The sequence below is a fragment of the Stutzerimonas frequens genome (assembly GCF_024448335.1).
GTDB classification, from domain to species: domain Bacteria; phylum Pseudomonadota; class Gammaproteobacteria; order Pseudomonadales; family Pseudomonadaceae; genus Stutzerimonas; species Stutzerimonas frequens.
In genome coordinates, this window is sequence record NZ_JAMOHM010000004.1 from 133,421 (window position 1) to 152,666 (window position 19,246).

General features: G+C 56.3%; 17 protein-coding genes and 1 pseudogene. 4 read left to right on the forward strand and 14 right to left on the reverse strand.

What is annotated here, in order from left to right:
• Positions 1-149: 149 nt before the first annotated feature.
• The 9 genes from NAO55_RS07505 to NAO55_RS07545 form a co-directional block, all read right to left on the reverse strand.
• Positions 150-962, reverse strand: a complete 813-nt coding sequence (locus NAO55_RS07505) for a c-type cytochrome (RefSeq protein ID WP_014597611.1) — start codon at positions 960-962, stop codon at positions 150-152.
• Between the two features lie 8 nt (positions 963-970).
• On the reverse strand, positions 971-2,131 hold the full coding sequence (locus tag NAO55_RS07510) for a copper resistance protein B (RefSeq protein WP_003292138.1): 1,161 nt from the start codon (positions 2,129-2,131) through the stop codon (positions 971-973).
• The gene (locus NAO55_RS07515; protein ID WP_003298487.1) at positions 2,121-2,432 is read right to left on the reverse strand and encodes a hypothetical protein; all 312 of its coding nucleotides are present in this window, start codon (positions 2,430-2,432) and stop codon (positions 2,121-2,123) included. Before NAO55_RS07515 ends, NAO55_RS07510 begins: the two co-directional genes overlap by 11 nt.
• 12 nt (positions 2,433-2,444) lie before the next feature.
• A complete protein-coding gene (locus NAO55_RS07520) occupies positions 2,445-4,226 on the reverse strand; it encodes a copper resistance system multicopper oxidase (protein WP_014597614.1) in 1,782 nt (593 codons plus the stop codon).
• 645 nt (positions 4,227-4,871) lie between these two features.
• Positions 4,872-6,635, reverse strand: coding sequence for a protein-disulfide reductase DsbD (locus NAO55_RS07525; protein WP_102838569.1), 1,764 nt, complete (start codon positions 6,633-6,635; stop codon positions 4,872-4,874).
• A gap of 182 nt (positions 6,636-6,817) precedes the next feature.
• Entirely contained in the window at positions 6,818-7,258 is a 441-nt protein-coding gene (locus tag NAO55_RS07530) for a DUF411 domain-containing protein (protein WP_014597615.1), read from the reverse strand.
• Positions 7,259-7,284: 26 nt separating this feature from the next.
• Positions 7,285-7,557 (reverse strand): heavy-metal-associated domain-containing protein, encoded by a 273-nt coding sequence (locus NAO55_RS07535; protein ID WP_003292143.1) that lies wholly within the window; start codon positions 7,555-7,557, stop codon positions 7,285-7,287.
• A gap of 73 nt (positions 7,558-7,630) precedes the next feature.
• Positions 7,631-9,985 (reverse strand): heavy metal translocating P-type ATPase, encoded by a 2,355-nt coding sequence (locus NAO55_RS07540; protein ID WP_011914430.1) that lies wholly within the window; start codon positions 9,983-9,985, stop codon positions 7,631-7,633.
• Positions 9,986-9,990: 5 nt separating this feature from the next.
• Positions 9,991-10,161, reverse strand: coding sequence for a DUF2933 domain-containing protein (locus NAO55_RS07545; protein WP_080505060.1), 171 nt, complete (start codon positions 10,159-10,161; stop codon positions 9,991-9,993).
• Positions 10,162-10,744: 583 nt separating this feature from the next.
• Between NAO55_RS07545 and NAO55_RS07550 the strand changes: the two genes are divergently transcribed.
• The 3 genes from NAO55_RS07550 (at position 10,745) to NAO55_RS07560 (ending at position 13,313) form a co-directional block, all read left to right on the forward strand.
• The gene (locus tag NAO55_RS07550) at positions 10,745-11,422 is read left to right on the forward strand and encodes a heavy metal response regulator transcription factor (RefSeq protein ID WP_003292145.1); all 678 of its coding nucleotides are present in this window, start codon (positions 10,745-10,747) and stop codon (positions 11,420-11,422) included.
• Complete coding sequence (locus tag NAO55_RS07555; protein WP_031323825.1) at positions 11,419-12,798, forward strand: heavy metal sensor histidine kinase; 1,380 nt, start codon at positions 11,419-11,421, stop codon at positions 12,796-12,798. The genes NAO55_RS07550 and NAO55_RS07555 overlap by 4 nt, the downstream gene beginning before the upstream one ends.
• 185 nt (positions 12,799-12,983) lie before the next feature.
• Complete coding sequence (locus NAO55_RS07560; protein ID WP_024162553.1) at positions 12,984-13,313, forward strand: four-helix bundle copper-binding protein; 330 nt, start codon at positions 12,984-12,986, stop codon at positions 13,311-13,313.
• Positions 13,314-13,532: 219 nt separating this feature from the next.
• Here NAO55_RS07560 and NAO55_RS07565 read toward each other — a convergent pair whose 3' ends face one another.
• The 4 genes and pseudogenes from NAO55_RS07565 to NAO55_RS07580 all read right to left on the reverse strand — a co-directional run bounded on the left by NAO55_RS07565 (position 13,533) and on the right by NAO55_RS07580 (position 16,272).
• Complete coding sequence (locus NAO55_RS07565) at positions 13,533-13,832, reverse strand: hypothetical protein (RefSeq protein WP_085987739.1); 300 nt, start codon at positions 13,830-13,832, stop codon at positions 13,533-13,535.
• Between the two features lie 430 nt (positions 13,833-14,262).
• A pseudogene (locus tag NAO55_RS07570) lies at positions 14,263-15,241 on the reverse strand (IS5 family transposase).
• A gap of 31 nt (positions 15,242-15,272) precedes the next feature.
• Positions 15,273-15,569 carry an MbcA/ParS/Xre antitoxin family protein gene (locus NAO55_RS07575; RefSeq protein ID WP_041755728.1) on the reverse strand — a complete coding sequence of 99 codons (297 nt, stop codon included), beginning with the start codon at positions 15,567-15,569 and terminating at the stop codon, positions 15,273-15,275.
• Positions 15,570-15,633: 64 nt separating this feature from the next.
• A complete protein-coding gene (locus NAO55_RS07580; RefSeq protein WP_011914442.1) occupies positions 15,634-16,272 on the reverse strand; it encodes an inositol monophosphatase family protein in 639 nt (212 codons plus the stop codon).
• On the opposite strand from NAO55_RS07580, the gene NAO55_RS07585 reads away from it, so the two are divergent.
• A protein-coding gene (locus NAO55_RS07585; protein WP_230387492.1) for an IS3 family transposase occupies positions 16,271-17,439 on the forward strand; the annotation gives its coding sequence in 2 pieces (ribosomal slippage) (positions 16,271-16,508 and positions 16,508-17,439; 1,170 coding nt in all). The genes NAO55_RS07580 and NAO55_RS07585 overlap by 2 nt on opposite strands.
• Here the strand turns inward: NAO55_RS07585 and NAO55_RS07590 are convergent.
• A complete protein-coding gene (locus NAO55_RS07590; RefSeq protein WP_020307703.1) occupies positions 17,331-19,052 on the reverse strand; it encodes a potassium/proton antiporter in 1,722 nt (573 codons plus the stop codon). The genes NAO55_RS07585 and NAO55_RS07590 overlap by 109 nt on opposite strands.
• Between the last annotated feature and the right edge of the window lie 194 nt (positions 19,053-19,246).

Genomic DNA, 19,246 nt, shown 5'->3' on the forward strand with positions numbered 1-19,246 from the left:
CGCGATCCCGACGAGGTCATTGCGCTTATTGAGTTCGCTGACCTGAGCGGCCAGCACACGAACTAACCCGCGATGACGGCGGTGTAGCAAGACGCTCGTCGCGGTAAAAGCTCAACTACTGCTTGACCACCAAACGTGCCCCGTTGCTTTTAGCTGTCATGTACGTGCTCTTTGCCATCCGCATGAGTGTGAGCGTTGGACGCCGGCTCGCCATGATGGTCGCTGGCGCTACTGCCTTTCGTGCTGGAGTTACTTCCACCATGGTGATCATCGCCGTTACTGCTCGAAGAATGGTGATCGGCCTCTGGAGCTGAGCCGCCGTGGTGGTCTGCAGCCGCTATACCGCGACGTCCAGACTCTCCTCCAGCGGCAGCATTGCCATGATGGTCAGAATTGCTGCCATCCAAGCTTTCATGATTGTGCGTCTGGCTCTCACCGCCACCATGCTGGTGACCGCCACTCGCAGCGACGAGCGCTTGGTATTGCGTAGCGTCGATCTTGGGCAACTGGCTGATGAAGGCAACCATGCCCCAGATATATTCGTCGCCCATACTCTTACCCCAGGCCGGCATGCCTGTTGCTTTGATTCCATGCTTAATGACCCAGAAGGCGGATGCAGGGCCTGCGTCAATGCCGATCTTGGCCAGGTTAGGCGGGGCTGGATACAGCGCCTGACTCAGCTCTGTTTGTTCGACACCGGGCGCCAGATGGCACCCAACGCACATGGCGTTGTAGTTCCCGGCCCCGCCACGAATGAGAGCCTCGTCATCTAGATTGGGAATCTCAATGTCCTTGGACCGCGCTTCGATAGAGCGATCACGCGCCATTGAAAGGAACGCATGCACGGCTGGGTAATGAGGATCGTCAGCACCAACGTTGATCAAGCCGGAATAGGCTCCGGCTAATATTGCTGCACTACCGACAGCGCCTGCTACCACCAGGGTTGTAATTGTTTTTTTCATATCAGGCTCTAAAACCACATTCGAATGCCGGCGACAAAGCGCGCCTCTTCAACATCTTCTCCTTCGTCGCGCAGCATGTCTGCGGTATTACCGTATGAGCGACTCCAAGAAATCCCGATGTAGGGCGCAAACTCGCGAACGATTTCGTAGCGCAGGCGCAAACCCAGTTCGGTATTCGCCAGGCCCGAGCCCACTCCTCTTTCAGAATCATTCTTACCGTAGAAATTGGCTTCCGCAGTTGGCTGGAGGATCAGCCGATTGGTAAGCAAGATGTCATAGTCGCCCTCAAGACGCGCCGCAGTCTGGCCGTTTTCGCCGACGAAGGCTGTGGCCTCGGCTTCAAAAGCGTAAAGCGCCATGCCTTGCACACCAAAGGCAGCCCAGGTCTGTGGAGACTCGGGTTTGAAGTCTTGGCGAACGCCAGCAACGACGTCCCACCAGGGGCCGACCGAGCGCCCATACAACAGCTGCAGCTCGGCATCCTCGGTTACGCCGTTAGTACGCTCTCCCTCGGAACGAAACCAGACCCGATTGATATCGCCTCCCACCCAGCCTGAGGCATCCCAGGCCAGGGTGCTGCCCTCATCAGCGTCCTGATATTCAAGCTGATCGAGCAGAAAGAAGCTGTTGATGCCGCTATCGTGCACTGTGTGTCCAGGCAGAGGCGCGAAGGCCGCTTGGCGATCAGCATCCGTGAGGACGGGGATCGGTGTACGACTGGTGGTTCTCGGGGTATCAGCGGAGCTATGGTTCATTTGGGAGTGATCCATGTTGCTGTGATCCATCCCTTTCATTTGCTCTTGCATGGCGCCGTGGCCCATCTTGCTATGGTCCATAGCCGCAGCTTTACTCTGATTTTGGCCATGGTTCATCTGGGAGTGATCCATACTGCCCATCTGGCCTTGCATGGCCTCATGATTCATCTTGCTGTGGTCCATAGCAGGAGTCCCATCCTGCGAATTCTGGCCCTCGGGCATCTGGCTATGATCCATGCCCCCCATCTGCACCTGAGCAGCCCCGTGGTTCATCTTGCTATGGTCCATCGGCATGGAGCCGTGGTCCATAGTCGAGTGATCCATCTCTTCTGCGGCAAAGGTAAAGCCGCTACTCAGTGCGCTCATTGACACCGCCAGCGCAATGAGCGATGGACGTGAAAGCTTAATGGTCATGGTTCGAATCTGCCTCGGCATGGTCGCTGCCATGCTCACCGGTCATTTTTTGGTGGTCCATGCCGTCATGGTCCATCGAGCCGTGATTCATCGAGCCGTGATCCATTTGCTGATTGGCGGGGCCCTGGCCTCGCACCTGAGGAGGCTGCTTCTCACTTGCAGCTTTGGAAGAGTCAACGGCGTGCCGTCCGTGATCGCTGTGATTTTCTTCGGCCAGCGACACTGGGATATACAGGGCAGCCAAAAGGCTCAACATTGCGGCACTGCAGAACAGGTGGTTTCGTTTCGGGGAATTGCTCATTAGATATCTCCTTTACTCATCCACACGAACTTCACGGAACATGCCCATTTCCATGTGGAGCAGCAGGTGGCAGTGATAGGCCCAGCGCCCTAGCGCATCTGCGGTTACGCGATAGCTGCGCTTCGAGCCTGGTGGTACATCAATGGTGTGTTTGCGAACTAGGAAGTTGCCGTTCTCATCCTCCAGATCGCTCCACATGCCATGAAGGTGGATGGGGTGGGTCATCATGGTGTCGTTGACTAAGGTGATACGAACACGCTCGCCATACTTCAATCGCAACGGTTCCGCATCAGAGAACTCAATGCCATCGAATGACCAAGAGAATTTCTCCATGTGACCTGTGAGGTGCAACTCGATGGTACGGCTCGGCTCGCGCCCATCCGGATCGAGGAAGGTGCTGTGCAGATCTGAGTAAGTCAGCACACGGCGACCGTTGTTGCGAAGCCCGATTCCCGGGTCATTCAGCTTGGGAGTTGGCGTCATGGTCTGCATGTCGACCAGAGGGTTATTGGTTTCGGAGGCCGGATGGGGCTGCATCGCTCCACCCATGCCTGCCATCGCTGAATGATCCATGCCAGCCATGCTGTCGTGGTCCATACCTGCCATCTTGCTATGATCCATGCCTGCCATGCCGCCCTGCATGGAGCCATGATCCATTCCCTCCATGCTGCCGTGATCCATTCCCATATCGCTCATGGAGATCAACGGGCGAGGATCAACTTCAGGAACAGGCGCGCTCAGCCCTTCGCGAACGGCCAGGGTGCCGCGTGAATAGCCAGTGCGGTCCATGGACTGCGCGAAGATGGTGTAGGCCTGCTCGCTATCGGGCTCGACTATTACATCGAAGGTTTCAGCCGCAGTAATACGGAACTCATCGACGCTAACAGGTTTGACGTACTGCCCATCGGCCGCCACCACCGTCATCTTTAGACCGGGGATGCGGACATCGAAATAGGTCATGGCCGATGCATTGATGAAGCGCAGACGGATTTTCTCACCCGGCTTGAAAATACCAGTCCAGTTGTTATCCGGCGCCTGGCCATTCATCAAGTAGGTGTAGGTATAGCCACTGACATCGGCAAGATCAGTCGGGCTCATTTTCATCTCGGCCCACATCTTCCGATCAGCGATCGCTGCGGACCACCCCATCTCGCTCACGTCATCGACGAAGTCGCCGACAGTACGTTTGTGGAAGTTGTAGTAATCCGATTGCTTTTTGAGCTTGGCCAGAACCCGTTCCGGATCTTCGTCAGTCCAGTCACTTAGTAGCACGACGTAGTCACGGTCGTAGCTGAACGGCTCCGGCTCTTTGGCATCGATCACCAGAGCACCATAGACGCCAGCCTGCTCCTGCAGTCCCGAGTGACTGTGGTACCAATAGGTGCCGTTCTGGTTAACCTTGAATTTGTACTCATACATGCCATCGGGGGCGATGCCGTGGAAACTCAGGCCAGGTACGCCATCCATGTTCGCCGGCAGGATGATGCCGTGCCAGTGAATCGAGGTATCTTCCTGCAGACGATTACGAACGCGCAGAGTCACGGTATCGCCTTCCCGCCACCGCAGGGTCGGCCCCGGAAGTGAGCCATTGATGGTCATCGCGGTACGAGCCGCGCCAGTAATATTTACCGGGGTTTCACCGATGAACAGATCAAAATCGGTACCGGCCAGCACGTTGGCCTGACCGGGACTGGTCACGGCCCAGACCGGCATACGCCACATGCCTAAGCCGCCGAGAATACTGGTGGCGGCTAGCCCCTTGATGAAAGTGCGCCTTGTGGTTTTGCTTTGCATCCCGTTATGTCCATTAATCAGATGAGCCGGTGGTGAGCAATCCGGTCTCGGGTTCGTTGACTGCCCCACTATCGAGATTCCACCTTCAACCTTTCCCACTGTTGTGTGAACTCGTTCCAGCGAGCAGCGCCTCTTCAGCAGTTGGTAAGCTCAGCTTATTTGGCGTCGCAATTTGCAACAGGCGCCTCGGCTTATGCTGCTTGGAGGCGACAGATTCTCAAACCGCCACTCAGGTGCCCCATATGCCAACTGACACATTCGCCCCTGCCAAGTCGGAGTACTCGGCAACGCATGAAAACAGGGGCATTGTTCGATCCCCCTCGAAATACCCGTTAATTCGGTTTCCGTTTGAACGGAGTGCTTTGTTCTTCAGGCACGACGCCAACTTAACCGCGGCATCCTGTCACAGGCCTTAGCGAAACATTACAGTTCTGTCAGGTTCTAGTTTTTCTGACTGTTAAGTTCCGGTGTGGCTGTTCAACAAATGGCTGACTTCAGCCGTCACGGATTTTGAAAGTGGAGCATCGGTAAAAACGATCAAGTCATCTGCCCACGTCTTAGCTTTCAGCCGCCGCAAGTACATGCTGCGGCGGGCTGCGATCTGCCAGCTGACGTCGACTTCCGGGAGCGACCAGGTTGCATGCTTTACATTCGGTCGTCGGCTTGACGCAGTCGTTCCAGAAAACTCTCGGCGTCGGTTTCACCAACCGTGCGAAGGTCCTGCCACTCATCACCACTGGGGGCAAACAATTGCAGTGCCGGCGGGCCAAACAGCTGGTAGCGATCAAGCAGCGCGCGTTGCTCGGCATCGCTACGCGTCATATCGAAGCGCACCAGCCGGTAATCAGCCAGCTGTTCGCGCACAGAGGACACTTCGAGTACTTCTCGTTCGATTACTTTGCAACTGATGCACCAGTCGGCGTACCAGTCCAGCAGCAAAGGTTGGCCGGCAGTTTTCGCTGACAACAGTGCCGCATCCAGGGCTGCTGGGGTGTCCAGGGTCTGCCAGCCGACGGTTGCGCCGATTTGAGGCAAGCCTTGGGCGTCCAGGCGACCCAGTGGGCGCAGCGGGTCGGTTTGACCTTGCAAAGCGCCCACCCAACTGCTGATGCCGTAAACCAGCAAGGCCACACCAAGCAACTGGGCAAGCTTCTGCTTGCCGGGCTTAGGAATAAATTCCAGGGCGCCCAGCCACAACGCAGTGCCAACCGCCAACAGGCCCCACAAGGCCAGCGTCACGGGAGCTGGTAACACACGCTCCAGCAGCCATACAGAGACACCCAGCAACATCAGACCGAAAACCTTGCGTACGCCGACCATCCAGGTCCCGGACTTGGGCAACAAGGCGGCGCCACCAGTGGCGAACAACACCAACGGCGCCCCCATGCCCAGACCCAGCGAAAACAGCTTCAGCCCGCCGCCCAGGGCATCGCCGGTGGCGCTGATGTACAGCAGCGCACCGACCAGTGGTGCTGTCACGCAGGGTGATACAAGCAGGCTTGACAGCACGCCTAGCGTTGCGGCCCCTATCATTGAACCCCCGCGGGTTCGGCTGGCCAGGCGATCCATTCGTTCGGTAATAAAGCGCGGCATACGCAACTCGAACACCCCGAACATGGCCAGGGCAAATACCGAAAAGAACAGCGCAAAGGGCACCAGTAGCCACGGTGACTGCAGGCGCGCCTGCAGGTTGAGGCCAGCTCCGAACATGCCCATCAGCGCTCCGAGCAGTGCGAAGCAGGCAGCCATGGGAAGTACGTAGGCAAGCGACAGGCGAAAACCTCGTAGCCCACCGAGTTGTCCACGCAGCACTACGCCGGAAAGGATGGGCAGCATCGGCAGCACGCAGGGAGTGAAAGTCAGCCCCAAACCGGCCAGAAAGAACAGTGCCAGACTTCCCCAGTCCAAGGTCGTTTCCGGTTGCGCAGGCGATACCGGGGGCGAGTTACCGATCTGAAAAGTGCGCATTTCAGGTGGGTAGCACAGTCCCAGATCGGCGCAGCCCTGGTAGCTCACCTGCAGGGTGAACGGCCTGTTCTGAGGGTTATCAATCGGTAGTTCTAAGTCCGTAATGCCGTAGAACACCTCGACATCGCCGAAATACTCATCGGTTTTCGGTTCGGCTGCAGGCCATTGCGGGGTGCCGATTGTTACTTGCGGATGGTCGCTGTTGAAGGCGAAACGATGTTTGTAGAGGTAATAGCCATCGGCATTTATGAACCGCAGGCGAATACTGTCGGTGTCGGCTTCTATCAGATCAAGGCCAAAGGCCAGATCCACCGGCAGGAAGTCCTGGCTGTTATTCTGGGGGGCGTTGAACAGGGCCGGCTGTGAGCGAGGCAGATCAAAAATCCCAGCACTGACCGGCAGTGGGATCAGTAAAAGCAGGCACAGCAAAAGGCGGAACATGGGTATCTCGCGGAACAAGAGTTAACGAAAGGCTCCGGACATAATTCCGCCTCGCAAGTCAGGAAACTGTCCTGAGCAAGCGAGCCGGACGGGGTGATCGCTGCGATCATCCAGTGATCACCCCCGCGTTCTCTTTGCTGCCACCCGCCTGGGAAAGCCGGTCAGCGGCACGGAGCCTGAATTTACGGGTACTTGGCGAGGACCTCATCCTGCCCTGAACGGGTAAGCCCGATTACCTCGTAGGCATGTTTGGCATCACCGTGCTCCATACCGGGCGATCCAGCCGGCATGCCGGGCACGGCAATACCTAGCAGGTCGGAACGCTTGCGCAATTCGAGTATCTGCGCCACCGGCACGTGGCCTTCAACGAACTTGCCGTTGATCACACCGGTGTGACAGGACGCCAGACGCGGCTCCACTCCTAGGTCTTGCTTCACCGAACGCATGTTGCGTTCAACATGGTCGCGGACCGCAAAGCCGTTGTCCTCCAGATAGGAGATCCAGTCCTTGCAGCAACCACAGTTGGCGTCTCGGTGTACATCGATGATCAAGGGTTCAGCGGCATGGATCGCCCCACTTACCAGCAGCGCCGCAAGGGCTGATATACGCAGTTTTCTAGACATATAAGAACCTTGTTTGCCTCTCGTTTTCAGTTGCAGCCGCAGCCACCGCTGCCACCGCAACCCGTCTTTTTCATGTTGTTCGTCCCGGCTGCCGGACTGGCCAGCTGCGCGGGATATCCCGCATCAGTCAGGGAAGCAATCAGCACTTGGCTGTCGCTCTGGCCGCTAACCCGCACCCTGGCGGCTTGCAAATCGACATCCACCTTGGTGACGCCCTCGACAGTGTTGAGCGCCTCGGTGACATGCTTGACGCACGAGCCGCAGCTCATGCCTTCGACGTTCAGTTCAATGGTGCTCATGAGAATCTCCTGGGAAGTCACCGTAATGGTTGAGCAGATGTTCAACCTTGCCAGAGCGGCAAGGTCAAGCGTTTCAATCGATCGATACCTTGCGCAGCCTCAACGCGTTAAACACCACTGAGGCCGAACTCAGGCTCATCGCCAGCGCGGCGATAATCGGCGACAGCAGCAGGCCGGTCAGCGGGTAGAGCAGGCCTGCGGCCAGCGGGATGCCCAGAGCGTTATAGAGAAAAGCAAAGGTCAGGTTCTGGTGCATATTGCGCACGGTGGCCACTGACAGGCTCCTTGCGCGCAAGATGCCCAGCAGGTCGCCCTTGACCAGCGTGACTTGAGCGCTGTTCATCGCCACGTCGGTGCCGGTGCCCATGGCAATGCCGATATCGGCGCGCGCCAGGGCTGGGGCGTCGTTGATGCCGTCGCCGGCCATGGCCACGCGGTGCCCTTCTTGTTGCAGGGCGGCGGCCAAGCGTTCCTTGTCCTGTGGTTTGACCTCGCCGTGCACCTCTTCGATGCCTAGCTCGCGGGCCACTGCGCGAGCAGTAGTCAGGCCATCACCGGTGGCCATGATCACCCGCACGCCGTCTGCCTGCAGGCGCTCTACCGCCAGTTTCGACGTCGGTTTGATCGGATCAGCCACTGCCAGCAGACCAGCCAGGACGCCGTCCACCGCCAGGAACATGATGCTCACGCCTTCGCCGCGCAACTGTTCGGCCCGCGCACTGAGGGAGCTGGCATCCACGCCGGCATCATTCATCAGCGCGGTGTTGCCCAGTTGCAGGTGGTGGTCATCAACCTGGCCACGTACGCCGATGCCGGAGGCTGATTCGAATGTCTCGGCCGTGCTCAGTGCCAGGCCGTGCGCGCGGGCATGGTCGACGATGGCGTGGGCCAGGGGATGTTCGCTGCCCTGATCGAGGCTCGCTGCCAGGCGCAGCACCTCATCCGGAGTGAAACCAGGCGCCGCCTCTACACTGTGAAAGGCCGGGCGACCTTCAGTCAGGGTGCCCGTCTTGTCGACGATCAGCGTGTCAATCTTGCGCAAATTTTCGATGGCGCCCGCATCGCGGAACAGTACGCCGCTGCCGGCCGCCTTGCCGGTTGCGACCATTACCGACATTGGCGTGGCCAGGCCCAGGGCGCACGGGCAGGCAATGATCAGCACCGCCACCGCGTTGATCAAACCGAAGACCCAGCTCGGCTCCGGACCCCAAAGCCCCCAGACAAGGAAGGTTAGTATGGCGATAGCGATCACCACCATCACAAAGTAACCAGCAATAACATCAGCCAGTCGCTGCATCGGTGCTTTGGAGCGCTGCGCCTGGGCAACCATCTGCACGATCTGCGCAAGCATGGTCGAGCTGCCGACCTTCTGCGCCTGCATCACCAGACTGCCGTGGGCGTTAAGGGTGGCACCGATGAGACTGTCACCGACGTGCTTCATGATCGGCACCGGCTCGCCTGTCAGCATTGACTCGTCCACCGCGCTTTCGCCTTCCAGCACCAGACCGTCGACTGGCACCTTCTCTCCAGGGCGTACGCGTAGCCTATCGCCCGCATGAACATGGGTGAGCGGAATGTCGTCCTCTGTACCGTCGGGATTGATGCGTCGCGCGGTCTTCGGCGCCAGGCCGAGTAGTGACTTGATCGCCGCCGAGGTCTGCGAGCGTGCCTTCAGCTCGAGGAGCTGGCCGAGCAGAGTCAGTGAGATGATCACCGCCGCCGCCTCGAAGTACACGCCGATGCGCCCGTCTTGTACAAAGTCGGCAGGAAACACGCCTGGCGCCAGAGTGGCAACGACGCTGTACAGGTAGGCGGCGGCGGTGCCGAGGCCGATCAGCGTCCACATGTTCGGACTGCGCAGCACGAACGAGCGTACGCAGCGCTCGAAGAATGGCCAGCCAGCCCAAAGCACTACCGGAGTGGTCAGTACGAGCTCGACCCAGTTCTGCGTGGTGCCGTGGAACAGGTTCAGGGAATGCCCACCCATGGCCAGCACGGTGACGATCACCGTCAACGGCAGGGTCCACCAGAAGCGCCGAGAGAAGTCCTTAAGCTCCGGGTTCTCTTCTTCGTCTAGTTCCGGAATGACAGGCTCCAATGCCATACCGCAGATTGGGCAGCTTCCTGGTCCTGCCTGGCGAATCTCCGGATGCATCGGACAGATGTATTCGGTGCTAGGTCCGGACGGCGCTTGAGCTACATCTTGATGCTGCTCATGCGGCCGGCCGCTTGCGAACCGCTGAGGGGCAGCCTGGAATTTCTCCTGACACCTTGCGCTGCAAAAGCGATAAGTCTTTCCTTCGAAGGTCTCGTGATGAGGACTATCTGGCTTGACCGCCATTCCACACACCGGGTCGTACTGTTTACCGTTTTGATCGTGCGAATGGTTAGCCTGATGCCGGTCGTGGTTGCTGGAAGAATTGTGCATGCCATTTACTTCCTATCTTTGTCCTTGGAGACACGGGTGGGATTGGAATGGCCACCATGGTTGTGACCAAACAAATGGAGCAACGGGCAAAGCAGCAAGATTATGTATGGCAGTCCCTGCAAGAGATGACCGTAATGCTCGCGTGCCAAGTAGAAAAAACCGATTATTGCCAGCATTAAGAGCGCTACGCCGGGTCTAGTCTTCCAAAAAGATATTTCATTATTCCGATGAAGATGGCGGTGATACACGGCAGTGACCTCCAGTGCTGGTATTTTTAGTACGTTGCGTCAGCATGAGCCGCTCGTCCCGATAGATATAGCATGCCAACTAAGGAGATTAACGGATCCTCACCTTGCCGACCCTCCTTGCTTGATAGCCGACTGATGGATGTCGCGCCCAATCTAAGCATTGAAAGAAACTCCGTGCAGAGGAATGAATTAATTCACTTAAAGTTCAGAGGTGCGCACACTTAAATTACTATCTGTAAGGCTCGCCCGCCTGATCAGATCACCAAAAAAAAGGCGCCGTTGAGGCGCCATTAGGCCAAGGGAGCAATGTGGAAGGCCTGGAAAAACCAGCTGCTAGCATTCTTAGAGTCACTGCTCATATTTTGCTCGAACATAGATTCCGACTTATGTGAAACACTATCACCTCCGCCTGTCAGCGAGCTGATTTGTACGTTACATTTTTGTAAGCTTCTAGATGGCGGCCTCGTTAACCTGCACACTGAGTCGAAACAAACTTTCGGAATCTGCCTGCATGAAATTACTGGTCGCTGAAGACGAACCCAAAACTGGTTCTTACCTGCAACAAGGACTTACCGAAGCTGGATTTACCGTCGACCGGGTCACGACTGGCACAGATGCGCTCCAATATGCGCTGAGTGAGGTTTATGACCTTTTAATCCTTGACGTGATGATGCCAGGGTTAGATGGATGGGAGGTGCTACGCATGGTCAGATCAGCAGGGCACGAAATACCCGTACTGTTCTTGACCGCACGTGATGGCGTGGAAGACCGCGTCAAAGGCCTGGAGCTGGGCGCGGACGACTACCTGATTAAGCCGTTCGCGTTCTCCGAACTTCTGGCAAGGGTCCGGACATTGCTTCGCAGGGGCAGCGGCTCCCCCACCCAAACCACCGTGAAAATTTCAGATCTCGAAGTGGACCTGCTAAAGCGCCGCGCCGTTCGTGCTGGGAAGCGAATTGATCTGACGGCGAAGGAATTTTCACTGCTGGAATTGTTGATGCGCCGACGCGGCGAGGTGCTTCCGAAGTCTCTGATTGCATCTCAGGTATGGGATATGAACTTCGACAGCGACACCAACGTTATCGAGGTCGCGGTACGCCGTCTGCGCGCAAAAGTCGACGACGACTTCGAGCACAAACTGATCCATACCGTGCGTGGCATGGGCTATATGATGGATGCACCGGAGTGAGACTGCGTCACCTTTCGCTGACCGCCCGAATGAGTGTCATGTTCATGTCTGTGGTGGTTGTAGTTCTCACCATAGCTGGGCTGAGCTTCAATTTGCTTAGCCAGCATCACTTCGAAGTGTTGGATCGGCAGGCCTTGGTGGAGAAGCTCGAATCGACCAAGAAAATTTTCAATAACGTACGCAGCAGCGCAAACCTTGCTGAGGAGCTACCGCAGTTGCGAGCTCTGCTAGGTGCCCATCATGATTTAGCGGCGACCATCTTGAGCGAAGATGGCAGAGTGCTCTTTTCTGATCCCAAGACAGTCGACGTCCCGGAAAGCTATAGGGACGCAGAACAGCAGAATATGTGGGAATGGAAATATGCCGGCCGCCTGTATAGAGGATTGACTGCCCGAATCTCGGTAGCAGACCAGCCCGAACCACTTACAGCACTGTTGATTCTTGATGTCACTAACCACGCGCATTTCTTTCAGACTTTGCAGCGTTGGTTCGGCGTTGGATTAAGCGTCAGCGCTCTAATTAGTGCTGCGCTTGGCTGGATGGTAGTTAGAAGCGGTCTCAGGCCTCTGAGGCAAGTTACCCATCTCGCCGCATCGATGTCAGCAAGGTCGTTGCAGGAACGAATGCCGCTTGAACCGATACCGCTTGAGTTACAGCAATTGGTTCTGTCCTTCAATGCGATGTTAGATCGCTTGGAAGATGCCTTTGTTCGGCTTTCCAATTTCTCGGCGGACATTGCTCATGAACTGCGAACCCCTGTTAGCAACCTCATGACCCACACCGAGGTGGTGCTGACCAAAAAGCGGAATATTGATGCTTATGAGGAGAATCTTTACTCCAATCTAGAGGAGTTGAAGCGTATGTCACGCATTATTGACGACATGCTCTTTTTGGCCAAATCCGACAACGGCTTGATTATTCCCGAACAAGCGTCTATCGAACTAGCTGATGTCGTTGCTAAACTGCTTGCGTATTACCACTTAGTGGCTGACGAACGCGATATCCGTCTCTCAGTCTCAGGCGCAGGAAATGTGCTGGGAGATAAATTAATGATTGATAGAGCGGTCTCCAATTTGTTATCCAACGCGCTGCGTTACACCCCGGTAGGGGAAACTATTTCTGTAACGATTCACGAGGCGGAAAGAACGGTAACCCTCAGCGTCGAGAATCCCGGAGGGACGATCGAGCCCGAGCACCTGGACAAGCTCTTTTATCGCTTCTATCGGGTCGATCCTGCCCGGCGCGAGGGTAGTCCAAGCAACGCTGGCCTCGGCTTGGCTATTACCAGATCTATTGTTGAGGCCCATAAAGGCAGAATCTGGTGCACCTCATTAGACGGCGTGACGGGCTTTCACATGGAATTTCCCCGCCAATAATAAAATATCGAATAAAGGTAAATATTTTAAAATCAGCCGCATAGCGATCATAAGGGACCTTACACGATTGTAATGTTAACCATTGGAACGGACGAACTCTGAATATGTCGGATTTATGAGCTGCTAGAGGATCACCTCAGGCCAGCTCAAGACTATACGCTAAAATACGAACTTTGGAGGAAGTCATGACTGAAACAATGTTCAATAGCTGCATTCAAGCTTGTTCTAACTGCGCTCTAGTTTGCGAAGCATGCGCATCTGCCTGTTTACTTGAAGACGACGTACAAACGATGGCCCGTTGCATTGAGCTCGACAGAGATTGTGCTGACATATGTGCTCTGGCAGCCAGACTCATGAGTCGCCAGAGCGAGTTGGCTAAAGAGTTCTGTGCATTGTGTGCAAAAATTTGCCGAGCCTGCGGTGAAGAGTGTGCCAAGCATCAGATGGATCACTGCCAAGAGTGCGCGAAAGCCTGTATGAAGTGCGCTGAGGAATGTGAACGTATGGCTGTATAACCAGCAAGCCGCTTTCCTGCCAAGATGGTATCTTATGGACTTGGTAGGAAAGCGCTTTTATTCAGTGGCAAGACACCTACGCTCTACCCACTGAAATGACGCCTTGGCTTCTATTGTTACTCTTGTGCAAAAAAAAGAATGCCATTTGAAAAATCAGTCATAAGCCAATCGTAACGATCATACAATTGGCTTATATCGTATTAATTCCCTTATAAATAATTAACCGTTATTGATGCCAACTGGCGCGCTACGGAACTCCACTGAGTGGACAACTCCATCAGGAGTACGAATTTTGATTTCGTATGGCTGCGCACGATAGCTTGGCCAGCCTAGAATACTATCTTCGCCCATTGGCGTCACACTTAGTACATCACCGCTTTCAAGAAGAACCTTTAAAGCCTGTCTACCCTCGACTGCAGCATAGTCATGCTGCATCGTTGAGTTTCTATCAACCTCAGCCATTGCGAAGGAGGAACTTACGGCTATGCCAACAGCAAGAACTGCCGCAAATTTTTTCATCGTTAACACCTCTTGGTCATTGATGTTGGATAGTTTAAAGGTGTCAACCTTACACAAAGCTGAGTCTTATATTACATTAATGCTAAGCGGAGCTTACGTGTGATGTGCTCTTAACCTCATCACTTGCACTGAAAAACAGCAGAAATTTTTGTTCGATGGCTGCTGCTCGTGGTCTTCAAATTCCGGCAGCAAGAAGCGGATACTCGAACAAGGCGTAGTTCCCCCAAGCGCAACAGAATCTCAAGACAACACTAGCATTTATGCCGTGAGCCAATTTATTCTAGGGATGGTCTGAAGTAGCCCTGTGTTTCCGGCCGACTTCTGCCCTTGCCAATTTTAGAAGCGGCGATTCGACCAAAATCGATCAAGTCATCCGCTCATTTCTGAGTTTTTAGCCGCCGCGAACACCTCTCAGCGGCCATTTCCCACATTACAGGCGCACCTCTCCTGCATTCGTCAGCAAATGCCGGCGCGCCATCCACAGGTTCGACAGGGCAAACAATGTCACCAGCTGCGCCGTGTTCTTCGCCAGGCCACGGAAGCGTGTCTTCACATAACCGAACTGGCGCTTGATCACCCGGAACGGGTGCTCGACCTTGGCGCGCACCTGGGCCTTGGCCTTCTCGATCTTGCGCTTGGCTTTGTACAGCGCGCTGCGCTTACTCAGCTTCTTGTACGTACTGCGGCGGGCCGCGATCTGCCAGATCACCTCCCGGCCTTCATGTTCCGGGCGCTTCTCGACGCCGGTGTAACCCGCGTCGGCACCCACCATGTTTTCCTCACCGTGCAGCAGCTTGTCGACCTGGGTAACGTCTGCAACGTTCGCTGCCGTCCCTACCACGCTGTGCACCAGGCCGGACTCGGCATGCGCCGATGTGGGCCTTCATGCCGAAGTAATACTGGTTTCCTTTCTTCGTCTGGTGCATTTCCGGGTCGCGCTTACCGTCCTGATTCTTGGTCGAACTCGGCGCATGGATCAGCGTGGCATCGACGATAGTGCCTTGGCGTAACGACAAACCGCGGTCGCCCAGATAACCATTGATCACCGCCAGAATCCCAGCCGCCAATTCGTGTTTCTCCAGCAAGCGACGGAAGTTGAGGATGGTGGTTTCGTCGGGAATGCGTTCCAGGCTCAGCCCGGCAAACTGGCGCAGGATCGTGGTCTCGTACAACGCTTCCTCCATCGCCGGATCGCTGTAGCCGAACCAGTTCTGCATCAGGTGTACGCGTAGCATCGCCATCAGCGGATACGCCGGACGGCCGCCTTCACCCTTGGGGTAGTGCGGCTCGATCAGGGCAACCAAACCCGTCCACGGCACCACCTGATCCATCTCGATCAGGAACAACTCCTTACGGGTCTGCTTGCGCTTACCGGCGTACTCGGCGTCGGCAAAGGTCATCTGCTTCATCGGGAAACTCCGGCAACGGGATCGGCGTATTTCACCAGAAACGGGAAGTCTTCTTCAGGATTTCCCTAAGCACCTGGCGAGCGCCGATCTCGGTATCGCAAAGGAATATCGGCATTTTCCCACCCAAGGCATCGTTAACTGTGGTCATCCATGAGATTGCAACGGCTTTGTCTTCGAAAATTTCTTCGGCTATGACTGCTACTTGGGAAAGACGGTCTTGCTTCGTCGCGCCAAGGGGATTCATCGAGTCGACAGATATCGGGTTTTCGGGCTTTTTGATCAGTCCTTTGAGTGCTGTGACGCTTTGATCCTCGGCCGGCTTATCCACAGATGCTATCTCCTTGGGCAGAAGGAAAAACTCACCACGAATAACCCACCCTCGCATACACGACCTACAGCACATAACCACTGCCTTTCAGCGAATGCCATGGCCGGCCAAGCAGTTCTGAGCACGCTGCCTGCGCGCCACCGAAGCAGAAATTCAAACTTCGAGTGAATGCTTGTGGTGATGCGTATCGCACCGACTCACCTTTCTCATTCCAGATATCGCCATTGACCGCCCGCAACAAAGCATGACCCGCAACCAGGTCATGGGGCGAAACGCTGTAGAGCGATACGGCAGCAACACCATCGCCTGCGGCAACACGCGCAAGGCGGTAAGCAATGCTTGGCATCGGGTGGAAAATAGCCGGGTGGCAAAGCAAAGCATTCTGCTTGGCTTTTTGGGTGCCCCCATAACTGACCATTACCGCTGTCCCCGGTGCCAAGATCGCAGATTGCAGGTCATTATTCACGGGACGACCATTACGCAGTAAAGCCGGTGCACCCTCAGCCCATGCTATGCAGTCAGGACCACTAGGCGTGACGGGGGCGTAAACCACGCCCAGCACTGGCGTTGCGTTATGCAGCAATCCGATAGAAATGGCAGAGCCCGGCCGACGATTGAGGAAGTCGCCTGTTCCATCATTGAATCGCCCCTGGTTTCGTAGACACCTCCAAGCCTCATAATGAGGCCCATCAGGAGGTGCCATGAGCAACCAGCGTTACCCCGAAGAATTCAAGATCGAAGCGGTCAAGCAAGTCACCGAGCGCGGTTTGCGCGTTGCCGATGTGGCGGAGCGTCTAGGCGTGTCCGCGCACAGCCTGTACGCCTGGGTAAAGCGCTACAGCAAGCCCCAAGCACAGCGGCAGCAGGTAGATGATCAACAGGCCGAGCTGCGTCGCTTGCGCGCGGAACTCAAGCGGGTGACCGAAGAGCGAGACATCCTAAAAAAGGCCGCCGCGTACTTTGCCAAGGAGTCCGGCTGAAGTACGCCGTCATCAGCAAGCTGTCGGTGGAGTACCCGGTACGGCGTCTCTGCCAGACCCTCCAGGTACATCCCAGCGGTTACTACGCCTGGCTGGCCGAGCCGAAATCCGCACGCGAGAAGGAAGATCAGCGCCTGCTCGGATTGATCAAGCATGCCTGGCTGGAAAGCGGCGGGGTCTACGGCTACCGTAAGATCCACGACGACCTGCGTGAGCTGGGCGAGTCCTGTGGCCGGCACCGCGTGGCTCGCCTAATGCGGGTGGAGGGGCTGCGTTCGCAGACCGGTTATCGTCGGCGCCCCGGCTATTACGGCGGTAAGCCGACGGTGGCTTCGCCCAACCGCCTGGAGCGGCAGTTCAAGGTCAGCGAGCCGAACAAGGTCTGGGTCACCGACATCACCTACATCCGCACCTATGAGGGCTGGTTGTACTTGGCGGTGGTGCTGGATCTGTTTTCGCGCCAGGTGATCGGCTGGTCGATGAAACCACGGATGTGCAGCGACCTGGCCATCGATGCGTTGTTGATGGCGGTCTGGCGGCGCAAGCCCAGGCAGGAGGTGATGATCCACTCCGACCAGGGCAGCCAGTTCAGCAGCTCGGACTGGCAGAGCTTCCTAAAGGCCGACAACCTAATCAGCAGCATGAGTCGACGCGGTAACTGTCACGACAACGCGGTCGCGGAAAGCTTTTTCCAGTTGCTGAAGCAGGAGCGCATCCGACGGAAAACCTACGGCACTCGCGAAGAAGCCCGCAGTGATGTGTTCGATTACATCGAGATGTTCTATAACCCCAAGCGCCGCACCGCCTCGATTCCAACCGTCGTGATGCGCCCTTGCAGTTGCTCGCGAACGATTAGCCGCACTGATCCGGCCATCAATTCGTCCCCCTGACGAGCGCTGCCATCGAGTGCCTCCTTTATCAACTGATCCAGGGGTTGCCCCTTTTCCGCTGCCAGGTCGATACCGTAGGAATTCCACACATCTTCAACCTTGGTGCTGCCCTTGAGCCGGAGTTCAAGGTTTGGCAGATCGGTTCTTGACGCTTCTACCGCCTGGGAAAAAACGCAGTCAACGAAAGGCTGATTGTTTGGCTTGAGGACGACAAACAGATGATCACCGGCTTCAAGCCTGGTCGACCCTCGAGGCGGTATGACGGCCGACCCTCGCGTGATCATCGCCACGACTACGCCTTCGGGCAACGCCATCTGCGAGAGCAAACGGCCGGCGGCTCTCGCATCGTTACCGAGCGTGTATTCGACGATTTCCGCGTCGACATCGTGCAGTGACGAGATTTCGAGAGTCGCGGCGGGCGTCGCTGGTGGCTTCTCCGTCAGCCCCAGCTTGCGCGCGACGAGCGGGAGCGTAGAGCCCTGCACCGTCGCCGATAGCAGAACTACGAAGAACACAACATTGAAGATCAGGGGCGCATTAGGCAGTCCGAAAAGCAACGGGAAGATTGCCAGGATGATCGGCACCGAACCACGTAGGCCTACCCAGGAAACGAGTGCCGTCTCCCTGAGATTGAAGCCAAAAAGCGCAAGCATTGGTGCGACGGCCAGCGGCCTGGCCAGCAACACCAGGACCAGTGCAATCACCAACCCCTCGACCCACACATCGAGCAGCGAAACCGGATCGACGAGCAGGCCGAGGACTACGAACATGGTGATCTGGCTAAGCCATGCCAGGCCATCCATGAACAGGAAGGTGCTGCGCTGGAAAACGAATTTCTGGTTTCCGATCATCACGCCAGCGACGAAGATCGCCAGAAATCCGCTGCCGCCCAGATTCGCGGATACTCCATAGGCGAGCAATCCGCCGGCCGCAACAAGCACCGGATACAAGCCGGTCGCGACCAGTTTTATCCTGCTCAGCAACCTGAGTATCGACCATCCGACACCAAGCCCGACCAGCGCACCTATCCCCATCTGCATCAAAAACATCTGAAGCAGACCCCAGCCAAGCGGCATGCTGTTAACCAGCACCTCCAACAAGCCCACCGTCAGAAAGATGGCCATGGGGTCGTTGGACGCGCTTTCAATCTCCAGCACCGACTTGAGCCGCTGATTGATGTGAATTCCGGCGTTTCGCAAGAGAGAAAATACGGCTGCAGCATCGGTCGAGCCGATGATCGCACCCAGCAACATGCCTTCCAGAACTGGAAGCTCAAGCATCCAGGCAGCTGCGAGCCCCGCGATTGCGGCCGTTGCGAGTACCCCAACTGTTGCCAGCAGAGACGCTGGCTTCCAAACCTTCCTTATGGACGAAACGGGCGTTTGCAGGCCGCCGTCAAAAAGGATAAGCGCCAAAGCCAGGGTGCCGAGGGCATGCGCGGCAACGGCATTATCAAAAACGATCCCGCCGATACCGTTCTCACCTGCAAGCATGCCGGTGATCAGGAACAACACGAGCACCGGCAGCCCCAGACGGGCCGACAGTTTGCTGGAGAGCACACCGAACAGGATCAGTACTGCTGCCAGCAGCAATAGCTTGTCAATTGCAAACACCGAAGGTCCTTAATTATCTATGCACCGCATTTCTCGCGAGCAGACGCAACGTCGTGATAAGCCGGCGAGCCGACCACACCGCCGGATCAGGTCAGTTGTAGCTCAGGAGTAAAAAGCGCTCATTTTGAGCGATGTTCGATACCTAGCGGTCGAATCGATTTCATGCCAGATGTTGCGAGGCCTTTCTCGCGCAA